This window comes from Rhodococcus sp. IEGM 1354 (assembly GCF_030056855.1).
Lineage (GTDB): Bacteria > Actinomycetota > Actinomycetes > Mycobacteriales > Mycobacteriaceae > Rhodococcoides.
The window spans coordinates 1-18,957 of the sequence record NZ_JASHKT010000003.1; the positions used below are offsets into that span (position 1 = coordinate 1).

The window sequence follows — 18,957 nt, forward strand, 5'->3', positions numbered from 1 at the left end:
ACACAAACACACCAGCCCCGCACCGAGAACACGGTGCGGGGCTGGAAGAGATTGTTGCTTAGCTCGATTCGAGAGAATCGGGCTGTCAGTCCTTGTTCTTCTCCGCGATGAACAGCTTCTCGATGCGCTCCGCCTCGTCCTTCTTGGCGTCGGCTTCCTCGGATCGCTCTGCGGCCTCGGCTAATTCGGCCTCGGACGGCGCTGCGGCCAACTTCTCCTGCTTGTCGACCTGAGCCTGCTGAGTCTTCTTGCGATCCTCGGCTGCCTTGGCTGCAGCGGCAGCCTGCTCGTCGGCCTTCTTCTTCTTGGCAGCCGCTTCGCGTTCTGCTTCCTGGGCGGCCTCGCGCTTGCGCTGCTCGGCCTCCTGTCGCGCGTCGCGGGCGGCTTCCTGGGCTGCGGCGTCGGCGGCCCGCCGGTCTTGCTCGGCGGTCTCACGAGCCGTCTTCAGGTCGGCGTCCGCAGCAGTCTTCTTCGCACGTGCCTCGGCGTCCAGGCGTGCTGCTTCGGCGCGGTTCTCGGTGCTGTCGACCAGCGTCTCGCCGCGATCGGCAAGGCTTCTGTCTCCCAACAGGTTTCCGACGGCACGATCGAGGGATCCGAGCGTGTGCTCGTAGGCGAGCCGCGCCGGTGATTCCGCATCCATCTTCACGACGACGTTGGTCTCGATGAGCTGCAACGGAATTCGTGCGATCTTGTACTGAAGTCTCAGGATGGTCAGTGGTAGGGCCAAAACACTCATGTAGTCGAACTCCTAGATCAGCAGTGGTGGGTCAAGCCTGGTTGCGAAGCTCTTCGGCTTTCTTGCGGTCGGCTTCGGCCTGCAGCAACGCTTCCTGGTGCTTTTGCGCAGCCACCATTTCGTCCGCATCTGCCGCAGCCTGCTCGGCTTTGCGCTCCTCGGTCGCTTCGATCTGTTCGGCCGTTGCGTCGACCTCGGCTGCCGCTCGTTCCTGCGCCACGGTCTCACGCTTGTTCTGCTCGGCGGCGGCCACCTGGGTGTCTCGAACGCGATCTGCGTTCGCCTCGGCAACTGCTGCGTTCTCTTCCGCTGCCTCGCGTCGACTGTCTGCCGCAGTCCGCACGTCGGCGAGCTCCTCCGCGGCCTCGGTGGCCTGCGCATCGGCGACGCGTTCGGTGGCCTGCGCCTCCTTGCGTTCGCGAGCCTGAGCGGCTTGCAACTGGCCCTCCGCCGTCAACGAGTCGTTGCCGGTGACAGCGCCGACGACCTCTTTGGCTTTGCCCTTGATCCCGTCGAGCATTCCCTTGCGTGCTTCGCCCGCTACGTTCTCGTCAGTCATGTAACTGCAGGTACCCACTGGTCGTTCGAGTAACCCCACGTCGACCTCGGACGATACGATCGCCGACGAACGAATCAGCAGTGAGGAGACGTATGCCTATCGCAAAGATCAACGGCATCGACGTGAACTACCAGGTCAAGGGCAGTGGCGACCTGGTAGTTCTGATCATGGGCACCGGCAGTCCCGGCCGAGTGTGGGAACTGCATCAGGTACCGGCCCTCCTGGCGGCCGGCTACCGGGTGTGCACCTTCGACAACCGCGGTATCGCGCCGTCGTCGGAAAGTGCGACCGGTATCACCATCGATGCCATGGTCGCCGACACCGCGGGTCTGATCGAACTGGTCCGCGACGGTGCCGAGAAGGCTTTCGTCGTCGGAACGTCGATGGGCTCTCGCGTCGCGCAGGAGTTGGCTCTGAAGCGTCCCGATCTGGTTCGCAAGGCGGCGTTCCTCGCCGGGCACGCGCGGGTCGACGAGTTCCAGAAGACGCTCGCTCAGGGCGAGCGGGCGCTCTACGACAAGCGCGTCGAGCTGCCGGGGACGTACTCGGCCGCGGTGACGGCGGTGATGAACCTGTCGCCCGCCACGTTGCGTGATGCGCGAACGGCTCGCGATTGGCTCGACCTGTTCGAGTTCTCGGCATCCTCGCCGTCCGCCGGAGTGCGCGCGCAGCTGGGCATGGACGACGATTTCGACCGCACCAACGCCTACCGGGCCGTGTCGGTGCCGTGTCTGTCGGTCGGGTTCGCCGACGATCGGATGATCCCCGCCTACCTGGGTAAGGAGCTCGCCGACGCGATTCCGGGGGCTCGATACGTGGAGATCGCGGACGCCGGGCACTACGGATATCTCGAGCGTCCCGAGGCCGTCAACGCGCACTTGCTCGAATTCTTCAAGGCCTGACGCCACCTGAGCACGACCTGCGTTGCTAGGGTCGTGTGGCACCTCACGGTGCAGACTTACCAATCAAACGTTCGCGACGAGTGAGGCGAGATGAGTACCAACCCGTTCGATGACGAAGACGGACGCTTCTTCGTGCTGGTCAACGACGAAGATCAGCATTCGCTGTGGCCGACGTTCTCCGAGGTCCCTCAGGGGTGGCGTGTCGTCTTCGGTGAAGACACCCGCGCTGCGTGCCTGGAGTACGTCGAGAAGAACTGGACCGACATGCGTCCGCGCAGCCTGCGTGAGGCCATGGAGGCCGACGCAGCTGCCCGCGCAGGTGCTGAGGGAACCCCCAGCACCGAGGCTTGAGTTCCGCCTTCTACGAAGGACTCGTACCGCGCCGCCGACGAACCGTCGGTCGGCGCGGTTCTTCTCTGCGGCGAAGCGTCGGGCGCAGTAGTTCCTCGGTGCGTGCCAGGATCCGGGGGCGACGCAATGTTCGCGCACCCCACTCACCCAATGTGACGCCCGCAGCCAGACCACAGCCGATGCCGAACGCCGCGAAGAGCGAGCTGATACCGAGCAACAACTGGTCGTTCAGGATCGCGTACAGCCCTCGGTAGAGCGAAAGGCCGGGCAGCAACGGAGTGATGCCGGCGACGGCAACGATGAGCGGCGGAATGAGCGCTCGACGTGCAAGGAGACCACCGGCGAATCCGACGACCGTGGCCGCGATGGCAGACGCGATGATCGGACCTACAGCCAACGTCTGGGACATCAAGTAGACGAGCGCGCCCGCAAAGCCGCCCATGAACGCTGCCGTCAGTGCGCGCCGCTCGGCGTAGCAGGCGAGCGCGTAGAACAGTGACGCGGCCGCGCCGGCGAGGACCTTGGTGGGCACCTGTGTGATGTCCGGGGGAGGCAGGTTGCTGATCTGCGGCAGATCACTCCCGATCAGAGCAGCCAGCCGCAGCGACGTGGCAACGCCGGCAATGATGCCGCCCGTCATCATCAATACTTCGAAGAATCTGGCCGACGCGGTAATCGGTGCCCCGGTGATCGCGTCCTGTACCGAGCCGACGAGCGAGAGCCCCGACAACAGCACCGTCACCCCGGCACCGATGATGACCGAGGGGGAAATGTCGATATTGAGCTGTTCCTGAAAGTTGTACAGCGTGATCGCGGGGGTGGCAGCGACGAATCCGCCGACCACCTGCTGAAAGAAGAAGGGCAGTCCGGCGCGGTTGAGGATGCGGCCGATTCGGTCGATCACCATCGTCGTCAGGAAGCTGACGACCGCCACCAATGCGCCGCCGCCGAGCAACACACCGATCGCCGCCGCCATGCCTGCCCACGCGAAGGTCGCGATCCACCGGTTGTACGGGTGCGGGGCCGAGGTGATCTCGTCGAGGCGGTCACGCGCGATGCTCGCCGGGACCACCTTGACGCGCACCGAGCGAATGAGTCGGTCGACCGCGGCCAGCCGTGTGAAGTCCATCGAGCGGTAATGGACGATGCGCATCGTCGACGCCGGCGGCCGCGTCGGACCGCGATGTGCGCTCAACGTGATCGAGTTGTACGTGACGTCGACATCGCATCGTGCGAGGCCGTACGTCGCGGCGATGAACTGCACCTGCGTCGCCGTATCCACCGCAGACGTGCCCGACGCCAACAACACCTCGCCGACACGAACCGCCAGCTCGAGGACCTCGGCGACCGTCGCGTCGTCGGTCAGATCGATAGGGCGAAGAGGTGACGGCGCGGCGGTCGGTGTATCGATGGTGGCCCGACGCTCACCGGTGAGACGGCTCAGCGAAGCCGTCAGGTCTTGCAGGAAAGTCATGACCGTCTTTACGTTGCTGGGGTGATCCACCGACAAGGTACCTGTTGTCGCTGAGCGTCCGTTGAACGGTATGCTTGGCTCGCTTCACTGCCTCCTTAGCTCAGCGGTAGAGCACTCGCCTTGTAAGCGAGCGGTCAACGGTTCAATCCCGTTAGGAGGCTCCACGCGACGGCTCTGACCAGCGAAAACGGTTGGGGCCGTCTCTTTTTGGCCTGTTTTGGCCGCTCGTTTCTTGTGCGAGCCCGGTTCGTCCATATGGGGTTACGCGCCAATTGTGACCTGGGGTTTTGCCGGTTCGGCGGCAGGATGTGTTGCTCGATGTCACACGCTGTCACAACTCATTGCTAACTCACCGGTGAGCGTTCGCGTGGATGTAGGTGGACGCGTAAGGACTGAGCGAAAGGTTGCCGGACCGGATTGCACGTCGGATCCAGTGTCGGTTCTGTAGGCCTGGAGCCTACGTATCCGACACTGGATCGAGGTGTCTGTGACGACAAGCGATGTTCGACGCCGTCAGGCCGGTCTACCTTCGGAGTTCGCGGGGCTTCCGATGCGGATGGTGCGGGCCGCGACGGCGGCTGATGTAGACGCGCACCCGCGTGCCGAGCTTGCGCGGCTGACGGACTTGGGTCTGCTGCATCTGGTGGCAAAAGGCTTCTAGGTGGCGGTGCCCGACGATCGGGTCGGGACCGGGTGGATGCCGGGTATGAAGGCTGTGGCGGCAGGTATCGCGATTGCGGTCTAAACCGCCGACGATGCCGTCGTAATGGGTGTCAGCGCGGCCCGGCTGCACAGGGTAATCCCACGAGCGTTGGCGACGGCTGTGGTGACTGTGCCGAAGCGGCACGATCCGATTCGGTTGGCGGATCGTCAGGCGCTGGTTCGGTTAGTTGTGCGCGACACGGCACGTCTGGATGCGGAGCGCGTCGTGCCCGAGTTGGATTTGGTGAAGCGTCCGGGCTCGGTGACGCCGAGTGTGAGGTGTGGCCGGCGGTGGAGCAGTTGTATCGACGGTGCAGTCCAGAAGTGTTAGCCGAGATCGCTGGGGCTCAGAAGATGCGAACGACGCTGACGCGTCTGCAGGATCGGTTGGGGGAGAAGTAGTGAATCCCGACGAGGTGGAGACGGTGGCAACGCAATTCGGTGTCGCGAGCGCTCAAGTCGAACGGGATCACCTGATCTCGCACCTGCTCGGCTATCTGAGTGCGCACTTCGCGGATCGGAATGTATTCATCGGCGGAACAGCCTTGGCTCGAACCCATTTGGTCGATGGTCGTCTCAGTGAGGACATCGACCTGATTGCGGTCGGTTCCAGATCGGAGGTCGCTCGTGATCTCGTCCGCGCTCTCCCACGCGCGGTGATGCGCAGCCACGGGCGATTGGTGTGGGACTCGGCGATCAGCGAGGTGCCCGAGCGCCTCGGTGCAGTGGTGAGGTCGCAGTCCGGTCTGGCTGTCAAGGTGCAGTTGCTGTCGGCGGAGGGTCGCCCAGCATGGCCGCTGGAAAACCGGCGGCTCGAACAACGGTTTAAGGATGCACCGGGAGCTGAGTTGACGGTGCCCACGCAGCCCGCGTTCGTTGCGGGTAAGACGGCCACCTGGTGTGATCGGCGGGCATCGCGTGATCTGTGGGACTTGTGGGCACTCGATCGGATTGGCGCATTCGAACCGGAAGTGGCCGATTTGTATCGGAGGTTCGGGCCCACGAACAAGTTGCCTGGTGAATTGCAGTTCGCGGATGCTCCGACCGAATCCGGTAGGGAGAGCAAACTTTTGCGCCCGGACCCGTATCTTGCGAGCTGGGTGGTCGATCAGCCTTCGGAAGCGTGGAGGTCGACATCGGGGAAGCGCTCATCGAAGACGCGTTGGACATTGGGGTTGACCGCAGCGAGAACCTGATCGAGGAGCGTGCCGAGTTGCAGCGTCTGCGAGTGTCCTAGGACGTCGATCATGACGCGCCTGACTTCGCGGACGTGCCCGGGGGCGGCCTGGGCGACCACGTCCTTACCCTCCTGCGTCAGAGCCACCTCTGTGAAGCGACCGTTGTCGGTATCCGGTCGGCGACGCACCCAGCCGCGATTCTCCATCTTGGTCAGAGTGTGTGACAGGCGAGAGATAGAGCCACCGACGAATGCGGCGAGGTCACTCATGCGGACCGTCTGATGGGGCGTGTCCGATATACATGAAAGGACCATGTAGTCGAAGTTGTTGATTCCCGCGTCTTGCTTGAGCTGGGCACTCAGGACTGTCGGCAGCGACTCGACCAGACCGGCGAGCGTCAGCCACGCCCGGATCTCCTCCCGGGTCAGCCATTGGGGGTCGCTCGTCATCGCCCGAGTGTAGTTTTCGAGTTCGACGGGCACGTTCATCGACCTCGGTGGACATCGCGTAGGCCGCGCTTCGCCGGCGGTGACGCCAGGGTGCGGGAGCTCTGCCTGAAGTATCGAAGGTGCACTGCTACGTGCAGCGCTGCGTTGTGTTCTTACGCGTCTGGTCCGATCAGGACGATCCCGTATTTGGGTGCGGCGAGCATCATGCGTGCGATCTCTGCGTCGTCGATGGCTGGGGCGGGGCCGTTGTTGGTGGCAGGTTGGCCGGACTCGGCAAGAAGCCTTCGATCCCGCCGGGGTTGAAGCCCAGCAGGATTCGGCTCGGTGTATCTGCTGTGTTGCGGAAACTGTGGGCAATTCCTCGAGGACCGAACGCGAAGTCACCCGGCCCGGCGGCGTGGGTCGCGCCACCGATGGTGATCTCGAACGTCCCGTCGAGAACGGTCCAGAACTCGTCCTCGTTGGTGTGGATGTGCGGGGGCGGGCCACCGCCGGGGGTGGTGATGCATTCGATGACTGCGAAGCTTCCACCCGTGTTCTCGGCGTTGCCTTGTAGATCATGGTGTCGGCGACGAACCACACCCGCTCGCCCTCCCCGGCTGCGACGGTGAAACCTTCGACGGGAGTGGTTGTCTCCCCGCCGCTTTCGGTATCACCGGTGGTACCCCGCGGATTGTGTTCACCTGGGAGTGGTTCGAACTCGCTCCTGTGCGGGGATATGCCCGCGGTCGTCCGTGCCGGTGTCGATGTCGTTCATCGACACCTTGACGGTAAACACGCACTGTTGAAATATCAACTATGGGTGTCGAGGTGTTCCGAAGGGGGAAGTCCGGACGGGACAAGGAAAGCTTTGAGTCTCGACCCTGTGGGAGGGTCTCAGGACGTGAGCTTGGCTTGGTAGCGATCGAGGAGCGACGGAACGCCGGCGGTCGGCGGTGCCCACGAGTTCGGAACCGGACAATCGACGGCGACACTGCGGGCCGCAGCCACGAAGTCGCGGGTCAGAGGCGAGTCGACGTCCGAACGCCACCCGATGGACAAAGGAGTGGGGGGTATACCCGTAACCGGAACGAATGCCAAACCTGGCCTCGCATAGAACCTTTGAGTCGACGCCTGCGAGAACGCCACGCCCTTGCTGGAGAGGATGGCTTCGAAACACTCGTCGACAGTGGAGACTTCGGCACCGAGACGAACGGTCTCACCGTCTCTCGAGCTGACGGCGAGCCAGAAGTCCCTCCATGATTCCGGGCTGCGCCTCGCGACGAACGGTTGCCCCGCCACTTCCTCGACACTGGTCGAATCTTGCTGCGCCAGAGGCGAAGTGGATGCTACGACAAGCACTCTCGGCTCCACGAACAGTGTCTCGAGCGCAAGCCAGTCCTGCACGACGACCGGCGGCCTGATGAACGCGACATCGACCGACCCGTCGCCGAGCCCGACGTAGGGGTCGGTGAAGTCGAACGACTGCATCTCGACCTCGACGCCGGGGTGGAGAGCACGGAAAGCCGACAAGATGTCCGGCGTCAGTTCCGCGGCAGCGTTCGCCTGGAATCCAACGATCAGGTTGTTGCGCCCACTACGGCCCACCTGACGTGTCAACGACGCGACACGCTCGGCGTCGGCGAGAAGCTGCCTGCTCCCGTCGAGGAGCTTGTAGCCGGCCGGGGTCAACGAGACGTGACGGGAATCGCGGATGAAGAGCGCGGTTCCCAAGGAGTGTTCGAGTTTGCGAATCTGGACGCTGAGCGAGGGCTGTGCGATATGCAGCCGCGCTGCTGCCTTGCCGAAGTGAAGCTCTTCCGCGACTGCCACGAAATATGACAACGGCCTGAGCTCCAACAGAAGATTCACGTCTCCGATGCTATTCCCGCAGCTAGACCAGCACCAGTAGTTGTTTCCTATCGATCGGGCGACCGATTGGTATTGGACGAACCCGCAGGTCCAGCGTGTGATGGGTCACATGACAACAGCAACCGACACCACCACCCAGACCCCGGAACAGTGGGCCGACGCGTTCACCCAAGCATCCGACGCAGACGCCGAGATCTCTGCGCACGGCACGTACTTCACGTGCTCGTACCTCCTCGACATGGACACCCACTCCTTCGTCGTCGAGATGTCGAACGGCAAAGTCCACGCAATCGCCGTCGACCCGGGCCCGCTCGACCGGCCCTATCAGTTCGCCATCCGCGCCGGCGTCGAGACGTGGCAGGGCTTTGGAGTTCCCGTTCCGGCACCGATGTTTCACGGCATCTGGGCGGCGTCGTTCCAGCGCGACATGAGGCTCGAGGGAGATGTCCTCGTCCTGATGCAGAACCTGCGCTGCGTTACCCGCCAGATCGAACTGCTGCGCGCCGTCGGCGTTCCGGTCTAGTCCCCGACTCACACACGACTCACCGAAGGAACAGAACATGAGCAAGATTTCACCTGTGACCGGCCATTACGTCGATGTCGACGTCGACGGTCTTCTGTACAAGGTCTTCTACCTAGAGAACGGCACCGGCCAGCCGCTGGTGTGCCAGCACACCGCCGGGTGCCACAACCACCAGTGGCGTGGACTGCTCGAAGACGAGGACATCACGCAGAATTACCGCGTGATCGCGTACGACCTGCCCCGCCACGGCAAGTCCGATCCGCCGGAGAACACAGAGTGGTGGAAAGAGGAGTACAAGCTCTCGGCCGACCATTACGCCAATTTCATCGTGGCCCTGGTCGATGCACTCGAACTGGAGAATCCGATCTTCATGGGTTCGTCGTTCGGTGGCAACATCGCCTTGCAGCTGGCGCTTCGCCATCCGGAACGCTTCGCCGGAGTCATCCCGGTCGAGGGTGCCGACTACTCACCGGGCTTCTACCTCGACTGGTGGCAGCACCCCCACGCGAACGCTGCGCAGGTGTGCGCAAGTGGCACATGGGATCTCATGGCACCACAGTCGCCGGAAGCCGACCGCTGGAAGACCTGGTTCTACTACACGCAGGGATCCGAGGCGTTCAAGGGCGACTTGCACTTCTACTCCGTGGACCACGATCTGCGCGACAAGCTCGACCAGATCGACGGCGACCGTTGCCCGGTCGTCATGCTGACCGGCGACTACGACTACCTCACCACCCCTGAGGACAGTGCCCGCACAGCTGCGCAGATCAAGAATGCGAAGTTCATCGAGATGAAGGACATCGGGCACTTCCCGATGAGCGAGAACCACCCGGTGTTCCGGACGTACCTTATCGAGGCGCTCGAGGTTCTGCAGAAATCCGCGTCCACCTCGGTCTCCGTCTGATCTGACCCTGTGCACACCCGCATGCTCGCCGGCCTCCGACACGGGGCCGGCGAGCATTCTTTTCGGCCCTCGAAAGGGAGATCCCGATGTCTGCCAAACACTTTCCGTACTGGGTTGCAGGCGAAGCGACTACCAGCGGTGCAGCCACCGAGATCCGCAATCCGTTCGACGGTCGCATCGTGGGGTCGGTGTCCGAGGCGGCTTCGGATCACGTCGACGCCGCGATCGAGGCGTCCGCCGCGGTGGCGGACGAGTTCGCGGGAACGCCGGCCCATGTTCGGTCGGATGCGCTCGTGCATGTCTCGACGCGTCTGCACGAGCGTCGGGAGGAAATCGCTCGGCTCATCTCTGCCGAATCCGGCAAGCCGATCAAGTGGGCGCGGGTGGAAGTCGCTCGCGCGGTGTCGACATTTCGGTGGGCGGCCGAGGAGGCACGACGATGGAGCGGGCATCTTCAGCGACTCGACACCGACGCTGGATCGGACGGCCGTTTGGCGCTGGTTCAGCGCGTCCCACGTGGTCCCATCCTCGGAATTGCACCGTTCAACTTTCCGCTCAATCTGGTGGCCCACAAGGTGGCACCGGCCCTGGCGGTCGGCGCGCCGATCATCGTCAAACCTGCGCCGGCCACCCCGCTGTCGAGTTTGGTGCTCGGCGGAATGCTCGCCGAGACATCGCTTCCGGCGGGTGCGTGGTCAGTGCTGACCGTCTCTAACGACAAGGCATCGGACATGGTCGTGGATCCTCGGCTACCGGTTGTCTCGTTCACTGGATCGGTCCCGGTGGGTTGGTCGATTCGAGAACTCGTTCCGCGCAAGCACGTCACGCTCGAACTCGGAGGTAACGCCGCGGTGGTGGTCTGCGCGGACTGGGTCGACGAGGCGAAACAGGAGTACGCAGCCGAGAGGATCGCACGGTTCTCGATGTACCAAGCGGGTCAGTCGTACATCGCGGTGCAGCGCGTCTTCGTCCACGACAGTCTCTACGACGCCATGCGCCGCCGCATTCTGGCTCACGTCGCGTCGCTGTCGACCGGTTCACCCGATGACGACGAGACCGACGTCGGCCCCCTGATCGACGACCGCGCAGCCGTACGCGTGGAGGAGTGGATCGAGGAAGCCGTCGCGGGGGGAGCCACCGTTCTGGCCGGCGGTGGACGCACGGGCGCAGTCTTCGAGCCGACGGTCATCGAGGATGCACCGCCGGGGGCCAAGGTTGTCGACGACGAGGTCTTCGGGCCGGTTGTCGTACTCTGCAAAGTCGCCTCGGATGCGGAGGCACTCGAACAGGTCAACCGATCCCGATTCGGATTGCAGGCGGGCATCTTCACGTCGAACCTGCAGACAGCGTTCACGGCGTCACGCGTCCTGGACGTCGGCGGAGTCATCGTCGGTGACGTGCCGAGCTTCCGCGCCGATCAGATGCCGTACGGCGGAGTCAAAGATTCTGGGACAGGCAAAGAAGGGGTGCATTCGGCAATGGAGGACCTGACGCAGGAGAAGGTGCTCGTTCTGACCGGTATCGAGATTCCCTGAGATTCGGCACGACCCACCCAACTCCGAATGCCTGTTCCGACGGCAAATTCACAGTGCGCCGGCTTTCCCGGCTCTTCCCAGATGACGGTGTAGGTCGGCCGGGCGCGTCGGTCCGCAGATAGACGTCGAGGTCTCCCGACGATGGAGGTTCCTACGCCATCCATCCGAAAGACCTCGACGTGTCCGACGCTACCCCGCCGGCCGGCTTCGGCCGCCCTGACCTGACCGCCTTCGCGGCTCATCCCAATCGACCCTGATCGGGTCTGCTGACCCCCTCGACGAGAACGCAGCGACATCACAGCCACCCAACCCCGACCGCCCGGGAAGCCGGGGCACGTCACATGGCCTGTGCTGCGGGCGTGTCGAGTGGGTCGTCCAGGGGCGACGCAGGAGAGTCGACGCGACGTGCTGAGAGGTGGTTCCAACCGAGCGCTAGGACACCGGCTACAGGCATGGCGATAGGTCAGGAACGGCGTCGCTCCCTGCGCAGGAGGGAGCGCAGAGTCTCGGCGTTCGCATAGCCGACCCGTAGCGCGATCTCGGCGGAGGTGAGGTCCGTGGTTGCTGAGAGGTGCCGCGCTCGTTCGATGCGAAGCCGTTGGACGAAGCCGAGCGGAGTGAGGTTGAGCGCAGCACGGACTCGTCGTTCGAGGGTGCGCCGGCTGGTGCCGAGCGACTGCGCGACGAAGGCGACGTTGAACGGTTCGTCCAGGCGGGCGCGCACGAAGCGTTCGAACTCGACGACGATCGGGTCCTCGTGCCGGAGATGTTCGTAGGCGACGAAGGCCGCCTGCGACGGACGCTCGTCGATGATGAGGAGCTTGGCGACATGTTGGGCCAGGTCGGGGCTGATCGATCGCACGAGTGAGAGCGCGAGGTCGATGTGGGCGAACGCGGCGCCGGCGGTGACGAGGTTCCCGTCGACCACGACCATGGTGTCGAGATCGAGGGCGACGGTCGGATAGCGCTTCAGGAACTCCGGCCCCAGGAACCAGCTGGTCGTCGCCCGCCGATGATGCATCCGTCCAGTCTCGGCGACGGCGAACACGCCGGTGCACGCCGCGGCGATCCGGGTGGTCGCGTCGTCGAGGCGCCCGAGTGAGGCGATGACCGAACGTGCATCTCGGCTCTGGAGGGCGTCGTTGGTAGCGGCGGCCGTGAGGGTTCCAAGCGCAGGGACGACGACCACGTCGAACTCTCCGGACTCCGACAGCGGGTGGTCTACCGACAGGGTCATCGATGCCGTCGTGGTCACTCGCCGTTTCGGTCCGAGGATGGCGAGTTCGATCGGGTCGATCCGCGGGTCGACATCGCCGCGGGCTCCGTCGGCCACCCGCACGATGTCGATGACCGACGCGACAGCCGAACCGAAGCAGCCGTCGATCGCGATCAGTCCGATACGCATGGCGCGAACAATAGCAATACTGTCGTATACGCCACTCCCCACCGGCCCTCGCTCGTCATACGCTGAACTCGCCCCACGAAGAACCCCGACTTCAAGGAGAACCCCTCATGTCCACACCCGCATCACTTCCGTATGCCTTCGTCGCCAAGATCGTCGCGGCCGATGGACAGCACGACGCGCTCGCCGATCTGCTCGCCGGCGCTGTCGCACTCGCCAACGAAGAAGTAGGAACGATTGTCTGGTTCGCGGCTAGGACCCACGCCGACACCTTCTGGATCTTCGATGCATTCCCCGACGAGGCCGCTCGCGACGCCCACGCCAACGGCGCCATCGTCGCAGCCCTGATGGCCAACCAGCACCTCCTCAGCGCAGCACCCGAGATCCTGGCGGCCGACGTCCTCGCGTCCAAGCTCCCGTAGTCCGCCAACGCACGAGACGATCGCGCCCCGCCGAGCCGTCGGACCCGACCGCCTCGACACCCGCACCACGTTGACGATCCCCGACGGGCCGATCACGAGGAGGCCAGGCAACACCAGGCGCAAGCCTGGAGCGGCACTGTTTCACCGGTGGTCATCGAGAGAGCCAGCGCGGCTCCATGGCAGCGCAACTGTGTCAACTTGCCCTCCGTCCCGCGAGGCGCCGTGGGCGGGGTCGTGGTTGCGATCCGTTGCCGTGACGGGAGACGCGTTGCGCGTCGCAGCGATGACGGGTCGTTGGCGTTCCGGGGCGTTGCGTTCGTGCGCGCCGCGCGTGCGGCATGGAGCATCTCGCTGCGCACACAACGATCGTTGCGCCGACGCACCGTTGACACCTCGCACGTCCAGGTCGCGACACAACGCCACGCTGCGTTGCCGAGCGGAGCGAGGCCTTTCGGCACACGGACAGGATGCCGGCCGCGAGCGCTCAGCCGGCGAGGGGTCCGTCGCAGAGGAGAGCGACGTCGGTGTCGGGCAGAGCCGTGAGGCCAGCGCATCGCGCGACCACCAGAACCGAACCGACGACCTAATCACGTCGGCTCTGCGTCTATCGCTTGATGCGCCCACTGGGTGAACGAGCCGCTGACCTGCACAAACGCCGAGCGTGGGGGACGCTGCCATCCGGTGGTGACCGACGACGACCGACCAGTACCGACCGTTTTACCGGAGTTTCACCGGAGCTCGCGGCGGCGTCGAAGCCGAGCAAGCTCCATTCTTTAGCTCACCGCGCCTTGCTCCTCGCCGGTCCCGTCGTCGTCGAAGACGTCTCTCAGGGCTCTTCCCAGATGAGGGTGTGGGTCGGCCGGGCGCGTCGGTCCGCAGATAGACGTCGAGGTCTCCCGACGATGGAGGTTCCTACGCCATCCATCCGAAAGACCTCGACGTGTCCGACGCTACCCCGCCGGCCGGCTTCGGCCGCCCTGACCTGACCGCCTTCGCTCGACTCGACGGCCTCGGTCTGAGCGTGACCGGGCAACGACTTGAACCGGATCGTGCGGTCCTCGCGTGCCGCGTGGTGGAACCAGATCAGTGGTGCCGACGGTGCGGCAGCGAAGGCGCTGCTCGTGACACCGTGATCCGGCGGTTGGCCCACGAGCCGCTGGGCTGGCGACCGACCGTGCTGGAAGTTGTAGTGCGCCGCTACCGCTGTGCCGACTGCGGACACGTGTGGCGCCAAGACACCAGCGCCGCGGCGGAGCCACGCGCGAAGCTCTCGCGCACCGGGTTGCGGTGGGCGCTGGAAGGGATCGTGGTCGCACACCTCACCGTCGCCCGTGTCGCCGAGGGACTCGGGGTCGCGTGGGACACCGCCAACAACGCGGTCCTGGCCGAAGGCAATCGGCTGCTGATCAACGACCCCACGCGGTTCGAGGGCGTGAAGGTCATTGGCGTCGATGAGCACGTCTGGCGCCACACCAGGCGTGGCGACAAGTACGTCACCGTGATCATCGACCTCACCCCGGTCCGCGATGGCGCCGGCCCAGCAAGGCTGCTGGACATGGTCGAGGGCCGGTCGAAGGCGGCGTTCAAGACCTGGCTCGCCGACCGCGACGACGCCTTCCGTGACGCGGTCGAGGTGGTCGCGATGGACGGCTTCACCGGGTTCAAGACCGCCGCTGCGGAGGAGATCCCGGACGCGGTCACGGTGATGGATCCCTTCCACGTCGTGCGCCTGGCCGGTGACGCCCTCGACAGGTGTCGGCGCCGGGTCCAACTCGCGATCCACGGGCACCGTGGGTTCAGGGACGACCCGCTCTACAAGTCGCGGCGCACGCTGCACACCGGCGCGGACCTGCTTACCGACAAGCAGAGCGACAGGCTACGCGCGCTGTTCGTTGATGACGCTCACGTCGAGGTCGAGGCGACCTGGGGTGTCTACCAGCGCAAGATCGCCGCCTATCGCCACGAGGACCGGCAACGTGGCCGCGAGCTCATGGAGAAGCTGATCACCGACCTCAGCGCCGGCGTCCCCAAGGTGCTCACCGAGCTCACCACCCTGGGCCGGACCCTGAAGAAGCGAGCCGCCGACGTGCTCGCCTACTTCGAACGACCCGGCACCAGCAACGGGCCGACCGAGGCGCTCAACGGACGGCTCGAACACCTGCGCGGCTCCGCACTCGGGTTCCGCAACCTGACCAACTACATCGCCCGAAGCCTGCTCGAGACCGGCGGATTCAGACCCCAACTCCTACACCCCCGATTGGGATGAGCCGCTTTCCCGTCGGGGCCGCGAGTCAACCGTTCGCCCTCACGCCAGGCAAGACCGAAACCAACCACAACGGGACTGCGCGAACGACCGGGTGTTTGTCGGTCCAAAGAATACTGATGTTCGTTCGAGCCAGTGGGCCGAGGTGTCGGATGTGTTGTACAACGTCGGTTTACAACTACCGTATTTGGGTGGAGTTGGGTCTCGGTGTCACGAGCGTGTCACATGTTGGTACCTACGAGAGTGGATTCGGATGGTCCCGCTTGGACGGTCGATGCAGGTCAGCAGCTCCATGGTGGTTCCATGCGGACGTATCTGGTTGTCTCGCAACATACTTGTAAGCGAGCGGTCAACGGTTCAATCCCGTTAGGAGGCTCTCTTGGCTCCGATTCCGTCCCTGGGATCGGAGTTTTTGCGTTTTCGTCTCGGATCGGCTCCTCGGTTTCGGATACCCGACGCCGATCGGAGTCGGATATCCGAAACGTGGGAGCTGATCGAGCGGACGGCCCGCATCTACGCTCTTCGTCGGAATCCACACCCTTCGTAGGAGGTGTCGATTCCGATTGGGGGCGTGGATTCAAGTCTTCGCTGCGCAACCGCGGGCCCACCACATCGTTACGAGGCGGAATACGAGGAGACGAGTCGTCGTTGACTCCATCGACGGTGTTCGATCCCAATGCCCCGGGTACCAACCATCAGCCGCTACGAGCGGCCACCTGCCGAGAGGCGCACTGGCGAACACCGTCACCCAATACTGATCAGAGCCGCGCACCCAGAGGCGCGCGGCTCTGTTCGTTCCACAAGCCCGGTATCACTGCTCGTCTTGCTTCTCCACGGAAGCCATCGAACCCATTTCGGCGGCGAATTCTGTCGCCATGGCCTTCGAGAGTGCCTGCGCAGCCGACAGCGGACGCACCATCACGGTGAAATTGTCGATCAGGCCGTCGGAGTTCAGGTGGAGGATGTCGCAGCCGTGGACGGTCACGTCGTCGATACGGGTCTCGAAGAACAGGACGTGATCACGGCCGCCGATGTCTTCTACGGTTTTCACGTAGCGGAGGTCCTGGAAGACGCGGGTGACGGCGCGCAGTATCGCCGCGGTTGTCTGCTTGCCGCGGTACGGCTTGAATGCGACGGGGGAGCTGAAGACGACGTCATCGGCCAGGGTGGCGGCCATGGCGTCGTGGTCGTTGGCCTCGACGGCCTGTCGGAACTGCTGCACGCGTCATCTCCTGGGTGGGGCCAGGGCCTGAGACACCCTCGGCTGGTGACCGAACACTACACAACTTTGCGACTATGAACGGGTGTTCGGCGGGATTATTCGCGTTCAGCGCGAGCGTCGAGCACTTCGAGGACGCGGGCACCCCAGCGAAGCGATTCCTCCTCGAACATTCGTCCCCGCATCAGGGTGAGGTACGGGCCGATGCGATCGGCGGTGGCCAGGAAATCGGTCTCGGTACGTCCGTCGAGCAGGCGGTGCGCCATCCGGTCGTACCGAGCCAGCTTGTCGCGCGAGAGCTGCATTCGTTCTCGGATCGCCTCGGTCATCGGCTGCAGGTCGCCGGCTTCGAGAGCGTGGATCGCCACCAGGTGCTCGTCGCGAATCGCAGGAAGTTTCGGTTGCCGATGGCTGACCTGGCGTAGCGCTGTCCGTCCTTTGTCGGTGAGGCTGAACAGGCGTTTGTTGGGTCGACCGTCCTGCTCGACCAGTCGCGCCGAGATCACCTCGTCTCGATCCATTCGATCGAGCTCGCGGTAGAGCTGTTGGGGAGTGGCAGTCCAGAAGTTGGCGACGGTTGCGTCGAACGCCTTGGACAGGTCGTAACCCGACATCTCCCCGTCGACCAGTGCGGCGAGCACGGCATCACGTAGCGACATGATCCAGCACAGTACCCGTCGCGAGGTGGCGGGCAGGCCAGGCACTAGACAACTTGTTGTATATTGACGTCGAGTGAAAGAACGGTGGACGTGGTGGATCGGACGAAACAATTGCGATACGTAGCCCTGGGCGACAGCCAGACGGAAGGGCTGAACGACGGCAACGACGAAACGGGCTTTCGTGGTTGGGCCGATCGGCTCGCCGAGCTCATGGCCGAGAGCGCAGACGGGGTCGCCTATGCCAACCTCGCGGTGCGTGGTCGTAAGGCCGCGCAGGTCAAGGCCGAGCAGTTGCCGGCCGCGTTGGCGTTGAAGCCGACGGTCGCGTCCGTCGCTGCCGGTGTCAACGACATCCTGCGTCCGCAGTTCGATGCGAAGACCGTGGCGAGTGAAGTGGGCGCAATGTTCGCCGCGCTGCGAGCGGCCGACTGCACCGTGATCACCATGACGTTTCCCCGCCTCGCTCACCCGGTCCCCGGAAGGACCGTCATCGCCAGGCGTATGACCGAGCTGAACGCCGAGATTCGCAGAGTCGCAGCCGAATCCGATGTCGTCGTGATCGACCTCGAAAAGCATGACGTGGCCTCTGATCCCCGGCTGTGGAGTTGGGACCGACTGCATCTGAACGAGACGGGACATGCGCGGCTCGCTGCGGCCGCCGCCTACGCCCTCGGTCTACCGGGTGCCACCGACGCATGGAATCTTCCGTTGGCACCGCTTGCCAGACCGCGCCTGCACTCCCGAGTTCGCGCCGACCTCACCTGGGCCGGAATGTTCCTCGCGCCGTGGTTGACTCGTCGGATTCGTAAACGCTCCTCGGGGGACAGTCGTACGGCCAAACGACCCGAGCTGACCTCGCTGGTCGGGTAGGGCCGAGTCGTACAGGCACCGATAATCGACTTGCATGGGCGCGTGTCCCGTAGGAGCCAGCTGGGGGACTATCGACGAACACAGTTCGAGGCCGGAATCGGTGGCGCTGTTCGATCCCGTCATCGCTGTTCGACTCGACCGAGACCGGCGACTGCCGTCGACGCGAGGTTCAGTAGTCGCCCGATGAACTCGTCCCGTTCGATCGGCAGTGCACCTCGAAGCCACATGGCTACCACGTGCGTCGAGCCGGATACGAGCAAGTGTGCCACCAGTTGTGCGTCGACGTCGTCGGCTGACGTCGTCGCCATCAAGCCGAGAAGCTGGTCCACGTATCGATCCACGGCAGCGTCGCGCGTCGCGAGGAGTGCTGGGCTGGCTGCTGATTCGAGGTACAGGCGGGCTGTACGCGGGTCGTCCATCGCGTCCAGTACCGCCTCGATAGCCACCGTCAGTACCTGCCGGGGATCCGAGACTCCGAGGGTGCCCGCCGCGTCGATGGCCTCCGAGATGGAGTCGAAAACGCCCTGCATGGCCGCCGACAACAGCTCTTCCAGGGACGCATAGGTCTCGTAGAAGTAGCGCTTTGCAAGAGATGCTCGAGCGCATACCGCGCCGATCGTGAGCTCGGTGACGCCGTTGTCGTGCACAAGATCCAGTGCGGCCTCCCTGAGGCGATCTCGCCGATCTGCAAGTCGTTCCTCCTGAGACAGACCGCCGTACTTGCGGGAGGGGCCATCGATCGAGTTCATACCGACATCTTGACACCCGGGGAGCCACGCTGCATCATTCAGGAACTGCTACGTCGCAGTTCCTGATTGGAGTAGTCATGGTGTGTTGCCTTGCCGCAATTGCCATCCTGTCGATCCTGTCGCGGGTTTTTGTACAGCCGATCTCATGGGCGAGAGGTGGCGGGCGAGACGTGCGCGAGCTGCCCACGGCACGGTATGCCGTCGGC

At 64.3% G+C, this 18,957-nt stretch carries 21 protein-coding genes and 1 tRNA gene; 11 read left to right on the forward strand and 11 right to left on the reverse strand.

All coding sequences use genetic code 11. The features are described 5' to 3' along the window. Positions 1 to 85: 85 nt before the first annotated feature. A complete protein-coding gene (locus QM588_RS07200) occupies positions 86 to 739 on the reverse strand; it encodes a hypothetical protein (protein WP_032389807.1) in 654 nt (217 codons plus the stop codon). A 31-nt stretch (positions 740 to 770) separates the two neighbouring features. Next, positions 771 to 1,298: a general stress protein CsbD gene (locus tag QM588_RS07205; RefSeq protein ID WP_222087294.1), complete on the reverse strand. Its 528-nt coding sequence runs from the start codon at positions 1,296 to 1,298 to the stop codon at positions 771 to 773. A gap of 92 nt (positions 1,299 to 1,390) precedes the next feature. Between QM588_RS07205 and QM588_RS07210 the strand changes: the two genes are divergently transcribed. Further along, the gene (locus tag QM588_RS07210; protein WP_283312377.1) at positions 1,391 to 2,200 is read left to right on the forward strand and encodes an alpha/beta fold hydrolase; all 810 of its coding nucleotides are present in this window, start codon (positions 1,391 to 1,393) and stop codon (positions 2,198 to 2,200) included. Between the two features lie 90 nt (positions 2,201 to 2,290). Beyond that, positions 2,291 to 2,551: an MbtH family protein gene (locus QM588_RS07215; RefSeq protein ID WP_027495672.1), complete on the forward strand. Its 261-nt coding sequence runs from the start codon at positions 2,291 to 2,293 to the stop codon at positions 2,549 to 2,551. Positions 2,552 to 2,561: 10 nt separating this feature from the next. Here the strand turns inward: QM588_RS07215 and QM588_RS07220 are convergent, their stop codons facing one another. After that, complete coding sequence (locus QM588_RS07220; RefSeq protein WP_283312379.1) at positions 2,562 to 4,025, reverse strand: threonine/serine ThrE exporter family protein; 1,464 nt, start codon at positions 4,023 to 4,025, stop codon at positions 2,562 to 2,564. Between the two features lie 89 nt (positions 4,026 to 4,114). Here QM588_RS07220 and QM588_RS07225 point away from each other — a divergent pair. Next, positions 4,115 to 4,189 (forward strand) — tRNA-Thr (locus QM588_RS07225). A gap of 323 nt (positions 4,190 to 4,512) precedes the next feature. Further along, entirely contained in the window at positions 4,513 to 4,686 is a 174-nt protein-coding gene (locus tag QM588_RS07230; protein ID WP_283312380.1) for a hypothetical protein, read from the forward strand. Positions 4,687 to 5,074: 388 nt separating this feature from the next. Here QM588_RS07230 and QM588_RS07235 read toward each other — a convergent pair whose 3' ends face one another. After that, positions 5,075 to 5,398, reverse strand: coding sequence for a hypothetical protein (locus QM588_RS07235; RefSeq protein ID WP_283312890.1), 324 nt, complete (start codon positions 5,396 to 5,398; stop codon positions 5,075 to 5,077). Between QM588_RS07235 and QM588_RS07240 the strand changes: the two genes are divergently transcribed. Further along, complete coding sequence (locus tag QM588_RS07240; RefSeq protein WP_283312839.1) at positions 5,288 to 5,923, forward strand: nucleotidyl transferase AbiEii/AbiGii toxin family protein; 636 nt, start codon at positions 5,288 to 5,290, stop codon at positions 5,921 to 5,923. The two genes, QM588_RS07235 and QM588_RS07240, sit on opposite strands and share 111 nt — an antisense overlap. Here the strand turns inward: QM588_RS07240 and QM588_RS07245 are convergent. From QM588_RS07245 to QM588_RS07255, 3 genes are all read right to left on the reverse strand, one after another. After that, positions 5,836 to 6,354 carry a MarR family winged helix-turn-helix transcriptional regulator gene (locus QM588_RS07245; RefSeq protein WP_283312382.1) on the reverse strand — a complete coding sequence of 173 codons (519 nt, stop codon included), beginning with the start codon at positions 6,352 to 6,354 and terminating at the stop codon, positions 5,836 to 5,838. The two genes, QM588_RS07240 and QM588_RS07245, sit on opposite strands and share 88 nt — an antisense overlap. Positions 6,355 to 6,556: 202 nt before the next feature. Then, positions 6,557 to 6,934 carry a cupin domain-containing protein gene (locus QM588_RS07250; RefSeq protein WP_283312383.1) on the reverse strand — a complete coding sequence of 126 codons (378 nt, stop codon included), beginning with the start codon at positions 6,932 to 6,934 and terminating at the stop codon, positions 6,557 to 6,559. A gap of 296 nt (positions 6,935 to 7,230) precedes the next feature. Beyond that, a complete protein-coding gene (locus tag QM588_RS07255; protein WP_283312384.1) occupies positions 7,231 to 8,205 on the reverse strand; it encodes a LysR family transcriptional regulator in 975 nt (324 codons plus the stop codon). Between the two features lie 109 nt (positions 8,206 to 8,314). On the opposite strand from QM588_RS07255, the gene QM588_RS07260 reads away from it, so the two are divergent. The 3 genes from QM588_RS07260 to QM588_RS07270 all read left to right on the forward strand — a co-directional run bounded on the left by QM588_RS07260 (position 8,315) and on the right by QM588_RS07270 (position 11,167). After that, positions 8,315 to 8,728: a hypothetical protein gene (locus QM588_RS07260; protein ID WP_283312385.1), complete on the forward strand. Its 414-nt coding sequence runs from the start codon at positions 8,315 to 8,317 to the stop codon at positions 8,726 to 8,728. Positions 8,729 to 8,765: 37 nt separating this feature from the next. Continuing rightward, positions 8,766 to 9,632, forward strand: coding sequence for an alpha/beta fold hydrolase (locus tag QM588_RS07265; RefSeq protein ID WP_008719926.1), 867 nt, complete (start codon positions 8,766 to 8,768; stop codon positions 9,630 to 9,632). A gap of 86 nt (positions 9,633 to 9,718) precedes the next feature. Next, entirely contained in the window at positions 9,719 to 11,167 is a 1,449-nt protein-coding gene (locus QM588_RS07270; protein WP_283312386.1) for an aldehyde dehydrogenase family protein, read from the forward strand. Between the two features lie 463 nt (positions 11,168 to 11,630). On the opposite strand, the gene QM588_RS07275 is transcribed toward QM588_RS07270, so the two are convergent. Further along, positions 11,631 to 12,572 (reverse strand): GlxA family transcriptional regulator, encoded by a 942-nt coding sequence (locus QM588_RS07275; protein ID WP_027504856.1) that lies wholly within the window; start codon positions 12,570 to 12,572, stop codon positions 11,631 to 11,633. Positions 12,573 to 12,679: 107 nt separating this feature from the next. Here QM588_RS07275 and QM588_RS07280 point away from each other — a divergent pair, with 107 nt between their 5' ends. Both QM588_RS07280 and QM588_RS07285 read left to right on the forward strand, forming a co-directional pair. Then, positions 12,680 to 12,991 carry a putative quinol monooxygenase gene (locus tag QM588_RS07280; protein WP_283312387.1) on the forward strand — a complete coding sequence of 104 codons (312 nt, stop codon included), beginning with the start codon at positions 12,680 to 12,682 and terminating at the stop codon, positions 12,989 to 12,991. A gap of 940 nt (positions 12,992 to 13,931) precedes the next feature. Then, complete coding sequence (locus QM588_RS07285; protein WP_283312388.1) at positions 13,932 to 15,257, forward strand: ISL3-like element ISPfr2 family transposase; 1,326 nt, start codon at positions 13,932 to 13,934, stop codon at positions 15,255 to 15,257. A gap of 808 nt (positions 15,258 to 16,065) precedes the next feature. On the opposite strand, the gene QM588_RS07290 is transcribed toward QM588_RS07285, so the two are convergent. Both QM588_RS07290 and QM588_RS07295 read right to left on the reverse strand, forming a co-directional pair. Next, entirely contained in the window at positions 16,066 to 16,476 is a 411-nt protein-coding gene (locus QM588_RS07290) for a nuclear transport factor 2 family protein (protein WP_283312389.1), read from the reverse strand. A gap of 95 nt (positions 16,477 to 16,571) precedes the next feature. Beyond that, positions 16,572 to 17,132, reverse strand: a complete 561-nt coding sequence (locus QM588_RS07295) for a PadR family transcriptional regulator (protein ID WP_027495681.1) — start codon at positions 17,130 to 17,132, stop codon at positions 16,572 to 16,574. A gap of 93 nt (positions 17,133 to 17,225) precedes the next feature. On the opposite strand from QM588_RS07295, the gene QM588_RS07300 reads away from it, so the two are divergent. Further along, positions 17,226 to 18,002: an SGNH/GDSL hydrolase family protein gene (locus tag QM588_RS07300; protein ID WP_283312390.1), complete on the forward strand. Its 777-nt coding sequence runs from the start codon at positions 17,226 to 17,228 to the stop codon at positions 18,000 to 18,002. 119 nt (positions 18,003 to 18,121) lie between these two features. Here the strand turns inward: QM588_RS07300 and QM588_RS07305 are convergent, their stop codons facing one another. After that, positions 18,122 to 18,751 carry a TetR/AcrR family transcriptional regulator gene (locus QM588_RS07305; protein ID WP_051365028.1) on the reverse strand — a complete coding sequence of 210 codons (630 nt, stop codon included), beginning with the start codon at positions 18,749 to 18,751 and terminating at the stop codon, positions 18,122 to 18,124. Positions 18,752 to 18,957 lie beyond the last annotated feature (206 nt).